The sequence below is a fragment of the Streptomyces sp. NPDC014864 genome (assembly GCF_043081525.1).
Lineage (GTDB): Bacteria > Actinomycetota > Actinomycetes > Streptomycetales > Streptomycetaceae > Streptomyces.
In genome coordinates this window covers 167174-179634 of sequence record NZ_JBIBWT010000011.1, presented here as the reverse complement: position 1 = coordinate 179634, position 12461 = coordinate 167174, and the positions used below count along the sequence as shown (strand labels likewise).

Genomic DNA, 12461 nt, shown 5'->3' with positions numbered 1-12461 from the left:
CCCTTCCCCCCACCGTCATACGGTGGGAGCACACCTGCACACCAAGGAGAGAACCCAAAGTGGCCGAGCTGTTCTACGACGCTGACGCCGACCTGTCCATCATCCAGGGCCGCAAGGTCGCGGTCATCGGCTACGGCAGCCAGGGCCACGCCCACGCCCTGTCGCTGCGCGACTCGGGTGTCGACGTGCGGGTCGGTCTGCCCGAGGGCTCCAAGTCGAAGGCCAAGGCCGAGGAGCAGGGCCTGCGCGTGGTGACGCCCGCCGAGGCCGCCGCCGAGGCCGACGTCATCATGATCCTGGTCCCGGACCCGATCCAGGCCCAGGTCTACGAGGAGTCCATCGCCGCGAACCTGAACGACGGCGACGCGCTGTTCTTCGGGCACGGCTTCAACATCCGCTTCGGCTTCATCAAGCCCCCGGCCGGCGTCGACGTCTGCATGGTCGCCCCGAAGGGCCCGGGCCACCTGGTGCGCCGCCAGTACGAGGAGGGCCGCGGCGTCCCCTGCATCGCCGCCGTCGAGCAGGACGCCACCGGCAACGCCTTCGCGCTCGCCCTCTCCTACGCCAAGGGCATCGGCGGCACCCGCGCCGGCGTCATCAAGACCACCTTCACCGAGGAGACCGAGACCGACCTGTTCGGCGAGCAGGCCGTCCTCTGCGGTGGCACGGCCGCGCTGGTCAAGGCGGGCTTCGAGACGCTGACCGAGGCCGGCTACCAGCCGGAGATCGCCTACTTCGAGTGCCTGCACGAGCTGAAGCTGATCGTCGACCTCATGTACGAGGGCGGTCTGGAGAAGATGCGCTGGTCGATCTCCGAGACCGCCGAGTGGGGCGACTACGTCACCGGCCCGCGCATCATCACCGACGCCACCAAGGCCGAGATGAAGAAGGTCCTCGCCGAGATCCAGGACGGCACCTTCGCCCGCAACTGGATGGACGAGTACCACGGCGGTCTGAAGAAGTACAACGAGTACAAGCAGCAGGACTCCGAGCACCTGCTGGAGACCACCGGCAAGGAGCTGCGCAAGCTCATGAGCTGGGTGAACGAGGAGGCGTAGGCCTCCCGGCCGAGGGGCCGGAGCGAGCCGCTCCGGCCCTTTCGCCGAACCCGGGGTAACGTCGGTGGTCACAGGGAACGCGCGGCGTTGTCCACCCCGTCCAGCCACGGACGGGTGATCCTTCCGCGGTGGCGTAATGCGGCGCATCCCGCGCCACTACACTGCTGCACTAACAAACGCGTCAGGCCCACAGCGTCGTGCGTCTCTTACGCGGTAGCCCCTCCTCCGCCTGCGGCCGTCGGGACGGCCGTCCGCATGCTTTGGACTTGTGAGGACTCACGTGAGCTCGAAACCTGTCGTACTCATCGCTGAAGAGCTGTCGCCCGCGACCGTCGACGCACTCGGCCCGGACTTCGAGATCCGGCACTGCAACGGCGCGGACCGAGCCGAACTGCTCCCCGCCATCGCCGAGGTGGACGCGATCCTGATCCGCTCCGCCACCAAGGTCGACGCCGAGGCGATCGCCGCCGCGCGCAGGCTCAAGGTCGTCGCGCGAGCCGGAGTCGGCCTGGACAACGTCGACGTCTCCGCCGCCACCAAGGCCGGCGTGATGGTCGTCAACGCCCCGACCTCCAACATCGTGACCGCCGCCGAGCTGGCCTGCGGTCTGATCCTCGCCACGGCCCGCAACATCCCGCAGGCCAACGCCGCGCTGAAGAACGGCGAGTGGAAGCGCAGCAAGTACACGGGCGTCGAGCTGGCCGAGAAGACCCTCGGCGTCGTCGGCCTCGGCCGCATCGGTGCCCTGGTCGCCCAGCGGATGTCCGCCTTCGGCATGAAGGTCGTCGCCTACGACCCCTACGTGCAGCCCGCGCGGGCCGCGCAGATGGGCGTCAAGGTGCTGACCCTGGACGAGCTGCTGGAGGTCTCCGACTTCATCACCGTCCACCTGCCCAAGACCCCCGAGACCCTCGGCCTGATCGGCGAGGAGGCGCTGCGCAAGGTCAAGCCGAGCGTGCGCGTGGTCAACGCGGCGCGCGGCGGCATCGTCGACGAGGAGGCGCTGTACTCGGCGCTCAAGGAGGGCCGCGTCGCAGGCGCCGGCCTGGACGTGTACGCCAAGGAGCCGTGCACCGACTCGCCGCTGTTCGAGTTCGACCAGGTCGTCGCCACCCCGCACCTCGGCGCCTCCACGGACGAGGCGCAGGAGAAGGCCGGCATCGCGGTCGCCCGGTCGGTCCGCCTCGCCCTCGCCGGTGAGCTCGTGCCGGACGCGGTGAACGTGCAGGGCGGTGTCATCGCCGAGGACGTCAAGCCGGGTCTGCCGCTCGCCGAGCGCCTCGGCCGGATCTTCACCGCCCTCGCGGGCGAGGTCGCGGTGCGCCTCGACGTCGAGGTCTACGGCGAGATCACCCAGCACGACGTGAAGGTGCTGGAGCTCTCCGCGCTCAAGGGTGTCTTCGAGGACGTCGTCGACGAGACCGTGTCGTACGTCAACGCGCCGCTGTTCGCCCAGGAGCGGGGTGTGGAGGTGCGCCTGACCACCAGCTCCGAGTCGGCGGACCACCGCAACGTGGTCACCGTGCGCGGCACCCTGGCGGGCGGCGAGGAGGTGTCGGTCTCCGGCACCCTGGCCGGTCCCAAGCACGTCCAGAAGATCGTCGCGGTCGGCGACTACGACGTCGACCTCGCCCTCGCCGAGCACATGGTCGTCCTGCGCTACGAGGACCGTCCGGGTGTCGTCGGCACCGTCGGCCGCATCATCGGCGAGGCGGGCGTCAACATCGCCGGGATGCAGGTCGCCCGCGCGGCGGCGGGCGGCGAGGCGCTGGCGGTGCTCACCGTGGACGACACGGTGCCGGCCGGAGTGCTGACCGAGGTCGCCGAGGAGATCGGCGCGACCTTCGCCCGCGCGGTGAACCTGGTCTGAGGCAACCGTTGCGAAAGCGCCGGGCGGGCTGGTGATCCAGCCCGCCCGGCGCTTTCGCGTGCCGCGGCTCCCGGTGCGAGTGTGTTCGGGGGGCTCAGGCGAGGCGGGCCTCCGGCTCGGCCTCCGCGAGCGGCGCGGGGCGCACACGGATCCGGCGCAGGGTGGCCGCCGCCGCGAGGGCGGCGAGGGCCAGCAGGACCGCCCCCGCCAGCGCGGCGCCCCGCATCCCGTGGGTGAATGCCTCGCGTGCCGTGGCCGCCAGGGCGTCTCCCGCGCGCCCCGGCAACCGCCCGGCGACGGCGAGGGCGCCGCCCAGGGTCTCGTGGGCCGCCGCCGGGGCCGAGGACGGGATGTCGTGACGGTAGACGGCGGTGCCGATGGAGCCGAGGACCGCCATGCCCAGCGCGCCGCCGAACTCGGTGGCCGTCTCCAGCAGGGCCGAGGCCGTGCCCGCCCGGTCCACCGGCGCCGTGCTCATCGCGAGGTCGGTCAGCTGGGACATCACCATGACCGCGCCGCAGGCCAGGACACCCGCCGCGGTGAGGACCAGCCAGAGGGAGTGCGTGCCGGTGAACGCCAGGAGCGTGAACCCGGCCGCGGAGAAGGCGAAGCCGGAGGCGACGGCGTACCCGCGGTCGGCGCCCCGGGCGACGAGCTGTCCGGTGACCGGGCCGGCGATGCCGATGAGCACCGACGGGAGCAGGCTCCACAGCGCGGCCGACAGGGGGCTCTTGCCCAGGACCGACTGCAGGTACTGCGTGGTGAAGATGGCCGAGCCCATGACGGCGAACGCCGAGATCAGGGTAAGGACCAGCGCCGGGGTGAAGCCGCGGCCCCGGAGCAGCGCCGGCGGGACCAGCGGGGAGTCCCCGGTGCGCTGGCGCCGGACGAGGAGCGCGGCGAAGAGCAGGCCGACGGCCACCGACACCACGTACCGCGGGTGCCAGCCCTCGGAGGGGATCTCCTTCAGGCCGTAGACCACCGGGAGCACCGCGGCCATCGACAGCGGAACGCTCGGCCAGTCGAAGCGGCCGGGGGCGGGGTTCCGCGACTCGGGGAGCAGGACCGGGCCGAGCACCAGCAGCAGGGCCATCGCGGGCAGGTTGACCAGGAAGACCGAGCCCCACCAGAAGTGCTCGACGAGCACACCGCTCATCACCGAGCCCAGCGCGATGCCGCCGGTCATCACCCCCGACCACAGGCCGATGGCCTTCGCCCGCTGGCCGGGGTCGGTGAACATCGTGCGCAGCAGCGCCATCGTCGACGGCATCAGGGTCGCGCCGCCGATGCCGAGGACCGCGCGGGCCGCGATCAGGGTCTCGGCGCTGTCCGCGTACGCCGCCACCAGCGAGGCGGCGCCGAAGGCGGCCGCGCCCGCCAGCAGCAGCCTGCGGCGGCCGATGCGGTCGCCCAGCGCGCCCATCGTCATCAGCAGGCCGGCCAGGACGAAGCCGTAGACGTCGAAGATCCACAGCTGCTGGGTGCCGCTCGGCCGCAGGTCGGCGCCGATCGCGGGGGCGGCGAAGTACAGGACCGAGACGTCCATCGAGACCAGGAGCAGCGGGAGCATCAGCACCCCGAGGGCGGTCCACTCGCGGCGCCCGGCGCGGACGGGGGCGCCCTCGGCGCCCGGGGAAGCGGTCGTGCTCGTCGGGTTCGTCATGCCGGCGACTGTACGGGCGTATTAAACAAGTGTCTAGAACGGTTGTATAATTCACTCGTCTAGGACGGTCGTATGGACGGCGGTAGGCTGCTGCGCATGGGACACCGCGAGGATCTGCTCGAAGGCGCGAAGCGCTGCCTGCTGGACAAGGGGTTCGCGCGGACCACCGCGCGCGACATCGTCAGGGAGTCGGGCACGAACCTGGCGTCGATCGGCTATCACTACGGCTCCAAGGACGCGTTGCTGGCGCAGGCGTACGTGTCGCTGATCGAGGGGGTGGCCGAGGACTGGGACGCGACCCCCGGGACCGGCGCCGCGCCGGGCTCTCTCGAGCGGTTCCGGGAGGTGTGGTCGAACATCATCGCCACGATGCGCGAGCCGGGCTCGTTCTGGCGCCTCAGCGCGGAGATCGTGGTCATGGGCGACCGGTTGCCCGAGGTGCGCGACCACCTCGCGCGGGCGCAGCGGGACGCTTCGCGTGGTTTCGTCGCCCTCATGACGGGCGAGCGCGAGGAGGACGTCCCGGAGGAGGTCGTCGACACGCTCGGCGCCTTCTACACGGTCCTCATGACCGGCCTGATCGCGCAGTGGACCTTCGACCCGAAGAACGCTCCCGACGCGGACACCCTCACCGAGGGCCTGAGCCGCCTGCTGGACGGTGTGCGCCGGGCCGAGTGACCCGGCGGCGCGGGCCGCGGCCCACAGCACCGCCCTACAGCCGCGCCCGCTTCAGCGCCATGTGCAGCAGCAGGCGGTCCTCGCCGTCGTCCAGGTCGAGGCCGGTCAGCTGCTCCACCCGGGACAGGCGGTAGTAGAGGGTCTGGCGGTGGATGCCCAGCTCGGCGGCGGTGCGGCCGGCCTGGCCGGCGCAGTCCAGGAACGCCTCGGCGGTACGGGCCAGTTCCTGGTGGGCGGGGGAGAGCAGGGCACGTACGGCCTCGTCCTCGGCGGTCTGCGGGGGCAGTGCCGTGAGCAGGCGGAACGGGCCGATCGAGGCCCACCGCGCGACCGGACCCAGCCGCGGCTCCGCCAGCGCGGCCCGGGCCGCCCCCCATGCCTCCGCCCAGGCGGTCCCCAGTTCCGCCAGCCCGGACCGGGCGGCGGCGACCCCGGCGGCGACCTCGGCACCGCCCGTACGGCCCCCCGCGCCCGAGCCGGTGCCGGTAGTCCCTGTTCCGCCGGCTCGCGCCCCGGCCCGTTCCAGCAGCCGGGCCGCCGCCGCCTCCGCCGGGGCCGGCGCGTCCGCCGACCGCAGCCGGACCAGGAGCGCCAGGCACTGCGCGGTGCCGGTGCCCCCCACTGCCCCGGGGGCCTGCGCGGTCCCTGCGTCCCAGGGCACGGTGCACAGTGCCGTCGCGCCCGGCAGGGTGCGCACCGACGGAGCGTCGCCGGGGTCGGCCGAGGGCCACGGGGCCACGCACACCACCGTGTGCGGACCGTCCGCCCGCGCACCGAGGGCCGTCCGCAGCTCCGCCACCGCCATGTCCCGCGGCCAGCCGGGCTCGGCGGTGAGCACCGCCCGCAGCTCCCGGGTGAGGTCCGCGCCGTGCTGCGCCTCGTCCGCGAGCAGCGCGCCGATCCGCGCGGTCACCCGCATGGCCGCCGCGAGCTGCGGTTCGCCGGGGCCGGGCTCGTCGTCCAGCAGCCAGACGTAGCCGAGGACGACACCCCTATGGCGTACGGGGAGACAGATCCGCCCCCGGTACACCCCCGCCTCCGGGGTCGGCGGGATCCGCACCGGGCCGGTGGCGCGGGTGATGCCGAAGCCCTCGAACCAGGTGCGCACCGCCGCCGTGGACCGGCGGGTGAGGATCGAGCGGGTGCGCACCGGGTCCAGGGCGGACGGATCGAGGTCGCCCTCGCTGTCGTAGGCGCCGAAGGCGATCAGCTCGAAGTCCCGGTTCTCCAGCGTCGCCGGTGCGCCGAGCAGCTCGGAGATCTCGTCGACCAGCTCCTGGTAGTCACCTCTGCGTTCCGGCGTCACCCGGGCATTCTCCCGCACTTTCCAGGAGCCTCATACATCTGTCTGAGATCTGGGGCACGGATGCGTGACAGCTGTCGATGGTCGACGATCGGAGGGATCCTTAACTTTCACGGTGGTTCTCCGTGCCGTTGCCCGAGGGCGGGTGGCGGCTTTCTGTTCCTCGTTGTGGAGGTGCCCCGTGCTGGGTCCCGTGATTCTCGCCGCGTCGCGCAGCGACCGGATGCGACGCCTGATCTCGGCGGCCCCGGTGACCAAGCAGGTCGTCGACCGCTTCATCCCCGGCGAGACCGTGGACGACATCGTCCCGATCATCACGGACCTGACCGGCAAGGGCCTGGAGCTGACCATGGACGTGGTCGGCGAGGACATCACCACCCCCGAGCAGGCCGCCGCCGCCCGCGACGCCTACCTCCTGCTGATCGACCGGATCAAGGACCTGGAGCTCGGCACCAGGGTCGAGGTGTCCGTCAAACTGTCCATGTTCGGCCAAGCCCTACCCGGCGGACACGAGCTGGCCCTCGCCAACGTCCGCCCGGTCGTCGAGGCCGCCGCGGCGATCGGCACCACGGTCACCCTGGACGCGGAGGACCACACCACCCTCGACTCGATGTTCGCCATCCACGAGGAGTTGCGGAAGGACTTCCCGCAGACCGGCTGCGTCATCCAGGCCTACCTCTTCCGCACCGAGGCCGACGCCCGCCGTCTCGCCGCGAGCGGCAGCCGGGTGCGCCTGGTCAAGGGCGCCTACAAGGAGCCCGCCGAGGTCGCGTACCAGAACAGGCAGGAGATCGACAAGGCGTACGTGCGGGTCCTGCGCACGCTGATGGAGGGCGAGGGGTACCCGATGATCGGGTCCCACGACCCGCGGCTCATCTCCATCGGGCAGGAACTCGCCCGGAGCGCCGGGCGCAAGCCCGCCGAGTACGAGTTCCAGATGCTGTACGGCATCCGGAGCGACGAGCACCTGCGGCTGGCCGCCGAGGGCCACCGCATGCGCGTCTACACCGCCTACGGCACCGACTGGTACGGCTACTTCATGCGCCGCCTGGCGGAGAAGCCGGCCAACCTGCGCTTCTTCGTCCGCTCGATGGTCAGCAAGGGCTGAGCCCGCGCCCCGCTCGCAACACCGCTCAAGTCAAGGAGTTACGGAACCCATGGACGCTGTGACCCAGGTCCCCACCCCCGTCAACGAGCCGGTGCACGGCTACGCCCCCGGCTCGCCCGAGCGCGCCCGCCTGGAGGCCAAGCTCAAGGAGCTCGCCGGCAACCCGGTCGACCTGCCCTGCACCATCGGTGGCGAGAAGCGCATGGGCGGCGGCGAGGCCTTCCAGGTCGTCCAGCCGCACAACCACAAGGCCGTCCTCGGCACCTACCGCAACGCCACGCGGGCGGACGCCCGGGACGCCATCGACGCGGCCCTCGCCGCCGCGCCCGCCTGGCGCGCGATGTCCTTCGACGACCGCGCCGCGATCATCCTGCGCGCGGCCGAGCTGCTGGCCGGCCCCTGGCGCGAGACCATCGCCGCCTCCACCATGCTCGGCCAGTCGAAGACGGCCCAGCAGGCGGAGATCGACAGCCCGTGCGAGCTGGTCGACTTCTGGCGCTTCAACGTCCACTACGCCCGCCAGATCCTGGCCGAGCAGCCCCCGGCGAACTCGCCGGGCGTGTGGAACCGCCTCGACCACCGCCCGCTGGAGGGCTTCGTCTACGCGATCACGCCGTTCAACTTCTCGGCGATCGCGGCCAACCTGCCGACCGCGCCCGCGCTGATGGGCAACGTCGTGGTCTGGAAGCCCTCCCCGACGCAGACCCACGCCGCGGTGCTGCTCATGCGGCTGCTGGAGGAGGCTGGTCTGCCCAAGGGCGTCATCAACCTCGTCACCGGCGACGGCATCGAGGTGTCCGAGGTCGCCCTGGCCCACCGCGACCTGGCGGGCATCCACTTCACCGGCTCGACCAGGACCTTCCAGTACCTGTGGAAGACGGTCGGCGCCAACATCGAGAAGTACCGCTCCTACCCGCGTCTGGTCGGCGAGACCGGCGGCAAGGACTTCCTGGTCGCGCACCCGTCCGCCGACCGCGCGGTGCTCAAGACCGCGCTGACCCGCGGCGCCTTCGAGTACCAGGGCCAGAAGTGCAGCGCCACCTCCCGCGCCTACGTCCCGGCGTCGATCTGGAACTCCGGCTTCAAGGAGGAGTTCGCCGCCGAGGTCGACGGCCTGACCATGGGTGACGTCACCGACCTGTCGCACTTCATCGGCGCGGTCATCGACGAGCGCTCCTTCGCGAAGAACAAGGCGGCGATCGACCGGGCCAAGGAGGACGCGGCCTGCACGATCGTCGCGGGCGGCACCTACGACGACTCGGTCGGCTACTTCGTCCGACCGACCGTCATCGAGTGCACCGACCCGGAGAACGACGTCTTCCGTACCGAGTACTTCGGCCCGATCCTCGCCGTCCACGTCTACGAGGACGAGAAGTACGACGAGATGCTCACCCAGATGGAGGCGGTGTCGGACTACGCGCTGACCGGGTCCGTCATCTCCAACGACCGCGCGGCGGCGGCGTACACGATGGAGCGGCTGCGCTACGCGGCCGGCAACTTCTACATCAACGACAAGTCGACCGGCGCGGTCGTCGGCCAGCAGCCCTTCGGCGGCGGCCGAGCCTCCGGCACCAACGACAAGGCCGGCGCCCCGCAGAACCTGATGCGCTGGACCCTGACCCGCGCCATCAAGGAGACGCTGGTCCCGCCGACCGACTACGGCTACCCGCACATGGGCTGACACACCGGCAGGTACGCGGGGCCGGGTCCCGTCCACACGGACGGGGCCCGGCCCGTCTGCGTTTCCGTGCCCGCCGGGAGGCCGTCGTCTCAGATAGTAGGAAGTCCGAGTAATTGTGGAGACAGAGAAGCCGTCCTCGCTTAGCTTTGTAGGAGCCGAACGTCTCGCTCGATCCAGCGAACGGCGGGCGTGAGCCGGGCCCCGAGCAGGTAACCCCTGCGGCGCCGCTCCCCGCCACTGAATCGGCATCACCCAGGCCCATCAGGCCGTGGGGGAGTCTCGAAACTTCCTTTCCGCGCTCCCTGCTTGTCGAAGGAGTCGATTTCCCATGGCCGAGACGACCGTCCGCCGCCGAGTCCGCCACCACTCCCGTACGAGCGAGTCCGACCGCAAGAACGCCGCCGCCGCGCTCCAGCGCGCCCTCGACCGCCGGGACAACGGCGGCCAGACGGGCCACTGAGCCGCCGCGTCCACCAGCCGGGAGCCGCGCCCGCACGGGGCGCGGGCGCGGCCTTCGTGTACCCCGCCCGCGCCCCCGTGGCCGCTCCCATCGTCCGAATGATGGACGTCCCGTGTCATCTCATGGGACGCGGAGTAGGGTGCCGACATGTCTCGCAGCATCGATCTCGCAGTGATCCCCGGTGACGGCATCGGCCAGGAAGTGGTGGCCGAGGGCCTGAAGGTCCTGACCGCCGTCCTCCCGCAGGACGTGAAGCTCGAGACCGAGGAGTACGACTTCGGGGCCCGGCGCTACCACGCCACCGGTGAGACCCTCACCGACGCCGACCTGGAGCGGCTCCAGCGGCACGACGCCATCCTGCTCGGCGCCATCGGCGACCCGTCGGTGCCGTCCGGCGTCCTGGAGCGCGGCTTCCTGCTCAAGCTCCGCTTCGCCTTCGACCACCACGTCAACCTGCGCCCCTCGAAGCTGCTGCCCGGCGTCGCCACCCCGCTCGCGGGCGACCCGCGGATCGACTTCGTCGTCGTCCGCGAGGGCACCGAGGGCCCCTACACGGGCAACGGCGGCACCATCCGCAAGGGCACCGAGCACGAGGTCGCCACCGAGGTGTCCGTCAACACGGCCTACGGGGTCGAGCGCGTGGTGCGCGACGCCTTCGCCCGCGCCCAGGCCCGCCCGCGCAAGAAGCTCACGCTGGTCCACAAGAACAACGTGCTGACCTTCGCCGGGCACCTGTGGACGAACGTCTTCAACCGGGTGGCCGAGGAGTTCCCCGAGGTCACCACCGAGTACATCCACGTCGACGCGGCGACGATCTACCTCGTCACCCAGCCCGAGCGCTTCGACGTGATCGTCACCGACAACCTCTTCGGTGACATCATCACCGACCTCGCCGCGGCCGTCTCCGGCGGCATCGGCGTCGCCGCCTCCGGCAACATCAACCCGAGCGGCGCGTTCCCGTCGATGTTCGAGCCGGTCCACGGCTCGGCCCCGGACATCGCCGGCCAGGGCAAGGCCGACCCCACCGCCACGGTCCTCTCCGTCGCCCTGCTGCTGCGCCACCTCGGCTACGAGGACGAGGCGACCCGGATCGAGGAGGCGGTCTCCGCCGACCTCGCGGAGCGCGGCGGGCTGCCCGCCCGCAGCACCGCCGAGATCGGCGACGCGCTCGCCGTGCGAGTAGCCGGCTGACCTGGCCGCGCCACTCGAAAACTCCCCCGGCTCCGAGGAGAGGGGGGAATCCCATTCGAAGCCGTCGGGTCGCATCCGCACCCGGCGGCTTTTCGTATGCGGCGCCGGGTGCCACCATCAACCCCTGGGCCCGCATTCACCCCGTTTTCTTCCGCTGCCGGCTCCGCGCGATAATCGAACGCGGAGCCGCGGTATGAGGGAATGTTCGGACGTCCTAGCACCGGCCACTGGCCGTACGGGCGTGAGCGCGGCCCGTCACGACAACCGGTGAAGGACAAACCACTGATGACGACGCCCACGATCGAGCTCAAGCCCTCGGCCAACCCGCTCTCCGACGCGGAGCGGGAGGCGATCCTGGCCAACCCCGGGTTCGGCCGCCACTTCACCGATCACATGGTGACGATCAGGTGGACGGAGGGCCGGGGCTGGCACGACGGACAGCTCGTCCCGTACGCGCCGATCTCCCTCGACCCCGCCACTCACGTCCTGCACTACGCGCAGGAGATCTTCGAGGGGCTGAAGGCCTACCGCCAGCCCGACGGCACCGTCGCCACCTTCCGCCCCGACAAGAACGCCCAGCGCTTCCAGGCCTCCGCCCGCCGCCTGGCCATGCCCGAGCTGCCCGTCGAGACCTTCGTCGAGGCCTGCGACGCCCTGGTCCAGCAGGACCAGGGCTGGGTGCCGCCGCACGGCGGCGAGGAGTCGCTCTACCTGCGCCCGTTCATGATCGCCACCGAGGTCGGACTGGGCGTCAAGCCCGCCAACGAGTACCTCTTCCTGGTCATCGCCTCCCCGGCCGGCGCCTACTTCCCGGGCGGCGTGAAGCCGGTCTCCATCTGGGTCTCCGAGGACCGGGTCCGCGCCGTCCCCGGCGGCATGGGCGACGCCAAGACCGGCGGCAACTACGCGGCCTCCCTGCTCGCCCAGGCCGAGGCGGCCGCCAAGGGCTGCGCCCAGGTCTGCTACCTCGACGCCGTGGAGCACCAGTGGGTCGAGGAACTGGGCGGCATGAACCTGTACTTCGTGTACGGCGACAGGATCGTCACCCCGACGCTCACCGGCTCCATCCTGGAGGGCGTCACCCGCGACTCGCTGCTGGCCGTCGCCCGCGACCTCGGCTACGAGTCCGAGGAGGCCCGCGTCTCCATCGACCAGTGGCAGCGCGACTCCGAGAACGGCACCCTCACCGAGGTCTTCGCCTGCGGCACGGCCGCCGTCATCACCCCGGTCGGCACCGTCAAGCGCGCGTCCGGCGAGTGGCAGCAGTCGGGCGGCGAGCCCGGCGAGGTCACGCTGAAGCTCCGCCAGGCCCTCCTGGACCTCCAGCGCGGCACCGCCGAGGACAAGCACGGCTGGATGCACCGCATCGGCTGAGTCCCGCCCCGGTTCTCCCTCGGGCCGTCCTCCGGCCGCTCCCACGAGCGGCCGGGGGACGGCCTTTTCGGGTTC

At 71.5% G+C, this 12461-nt stretch carries 10 protein-coding genes; 8 read left to right on the top strand and 2 right to left on the bottom strand.

Annotated elements, in window-relative coordinates; translation table 11 throughout:
- Nucleotides 1–59: 59 nt before the first annotated feature.
- Both ilvC and serA read left to right on the top strand, forming a co-directional pair.
- Entirely contained in the window at nt 60–1058 is a 999-nt protein-coding gene (gene ilvC, locus ACF1A5_RS21430) for a ketol-acid reductoisomerase (RefSeq protein ID WP_392194433.1), read from the top strand.
- A gap of 280 nt (nt 1059–1338) precedes the next feature.
- Nucleotides 1339–2928 (top strand): phosphoglycerate dehydrogenase, encoded by a 1590-nt coding sequence (gene serA / locus ACF1A5_RS21425; RefSeq protein WP_392194432.1) that lies wholly within the window; start codon nt 1339–1341, stop codon nt 2926–2928.
- A 94-nt stretch (nt 2929–3022) separates the two neighbouring features.
- On the opposite strand, the gene ACF1A5_RS21420 is transcribed toward serA, so the two are convergent.
- The gene (locus ACF1A5_RS21420; RefSeq protein ID WP_392194431.1) at nt 3023–4591 is read right to left on the bottom strand and encodes an MFS transporter; all 1569 of its coding nucleotides are present in this window, start codon (nt 4589–4591) and stop codon (nt 3023–3025) included.
- Between the two features lie 96 nt (nt 4592–4687).
- Here ACF1A5_RS21420 and ACF1A5_RS21415 point away from each other — a divergent pair, with 96 nt between their 5' ends.
- Nucleotides 4688–5269 (top strand): TetR/AcrR family transcriptional regulator, encoded by a 582-nt coding sequence (locus tag ACF1A5_RS21415; protein WP_392194502.1) that lies wholly within the window; start codon nt 4688–4690, stop codon nt 5267–5269.
- A 34-nt stretch (nt 5270–5303) separates the two neighbouring features.
- On the opposite strand, the gene ACF1A5_RS21410 is transcribed toward ACF1A5_RS21415, so the two are convergent.
- Complete coding sequence (locus ACF1A5_RS21410) at nt 5304–6593, bottom strand: PucR family transcriptional regulator (RefSeq protein ID WP_392194430.1); 1290 nt, start codon at nt 6591–6593, stop codon at nt 5304–5306.
- Nucleotides 6594–6753: 160 nt separating this feature from the next.
- On the opposite strand from ACF1A5_RS21410, the gene ACF1A5_RS21405 reads away from it, so the two are divergent.
- From ACF1A5_RS21405 to ACF1A5_RS21385, 5 genes are all read left to right on the top strand, one after another.
- Entirely contained in the window at nt 6754–7680 is a 927-nt protein-coding gene (locus ACF1A5_RS21405) for a proline dehydrogenase family protein (RefSeq protein WP_392194429.1), read from the top strand.
- A gap of 49 nt (nt 7681–7729) precedes the next feature.
- On the top strand, nt 7730–9361 hold the full coding sequence (pruA, locus tag ACF1A5_RS21400; protein ID WP_392194428.1) for an L-glutamate gamma-semialdehyde dehydrogenase: 1632 nt from the start codon (nt 7730–7732) through the stop codon (nt 9359–9361).
- A gap of 328 nt (nt 9362–9689) precedes the next feature.
- Nucleotides 9690–9821 carry a hypothetical protein gene (locus ACF1A5_RS21395; protein WP_356187910.1) on the top strand — a complete coding sequence of 44 codons (132 nt, stop codon included), beginning with the start codon at nt 9690–9692 and terminating at the stop codon, nt 9819–9821.
- A 147-nt stretch (nt 9822–9968) separates the two neighbouring features.
- Complete coding sequence (locus tag ACF1A5_RS21390; RefSeq protein WP_392194427.1) at nt 9969–11012, top strand: 3-isopropylmalate dehydrogenase; 1044 nt, start codon at nt 9969–9971, stop codon at nt 11010–11012.
- A 285-nt stretch (nt 11013–11297) separates the two neighbouring features.
- On the top strand, nt 11298–12386 hold the full coding sequence (locus ACF1A5_RS21385) for a branched-chain amino acid aminotransferase (RefSeq protein ID WP_392194426.1): 1089 nt from the start codon (nt 11298–11300) through the stop codon (nt 12384–12386).
- Nucleotides 12387–12461 lie beyond the last annotated feature (75 nt).